The organism is Acetobacter lambici (assembly GCF_011516885.1).
Lineage (GTDB): Bacteria > Pseudomonadota > Alphaproteobacteria > Acetobacterales > Acetobacteraceae > Acetobacter > Acetobacter lambici.
Map to the genome: position 1 here is coordinate 1 of NZ_WOTD01000191.1, position 514 is coordinate 514.

1 pseudogene is annotated in these 514 nt (G+C 56.8%); it reads right to left on the reverse strand.

The features are described from left to right. Positions 1-306, reverse strand: a pseudogene (locus GOB86_RS15820) (helix-turn-helix domain-containing protein); the annotation flags it as partial. Positions 307-514 lie beyond the last annotated feature (208 nt).

Consider the following 514-nt stretch of genomic DNA (forward strand, 5'->3'; position numbering starts at 1 on the left):
CACCTTGGGACGTTGGGCCGCACGATCCGCATGCCATTGTGCGGTGGTGGCACGGTAATTGAAATCCCCGTTGCGGGTCGCGGAATTGCGCCTGATCTCACGAGATATCGTGCTGGGCGAACGTCCCAGCTTGCGGGCAATAGCACGCACCCCGGTCTTGCGTGCGCATTCCAGGGCGATTTCTTCACGCTCGGAAAAAGAAAGACTACGGCCCTGTGGGTGAGAGCCCGAAGGGGTTAAATGTGTGGGTGGCATCCCGCCAGAACTCCGAAACCAACGGCTTCCAACTGGAGCAGAAACACCGGCTTCGACGCGGATTTCTCACACTTGAGGCAATTTCGGGTCATTTTGTAGAATTCAGTCATCCCACAGGAGCCCGATCTGGAATATTGACGATATTCTACTTCTGGCGGCGGGTTCTGAACGCAGTGAGGGTGTCACGGCCTGAGAAGGCAGTGTTGGTGGAAGCTATGTGGTCTGTGCGCTGTCTGTTTCTTCAGATGGCCTGCCGGAG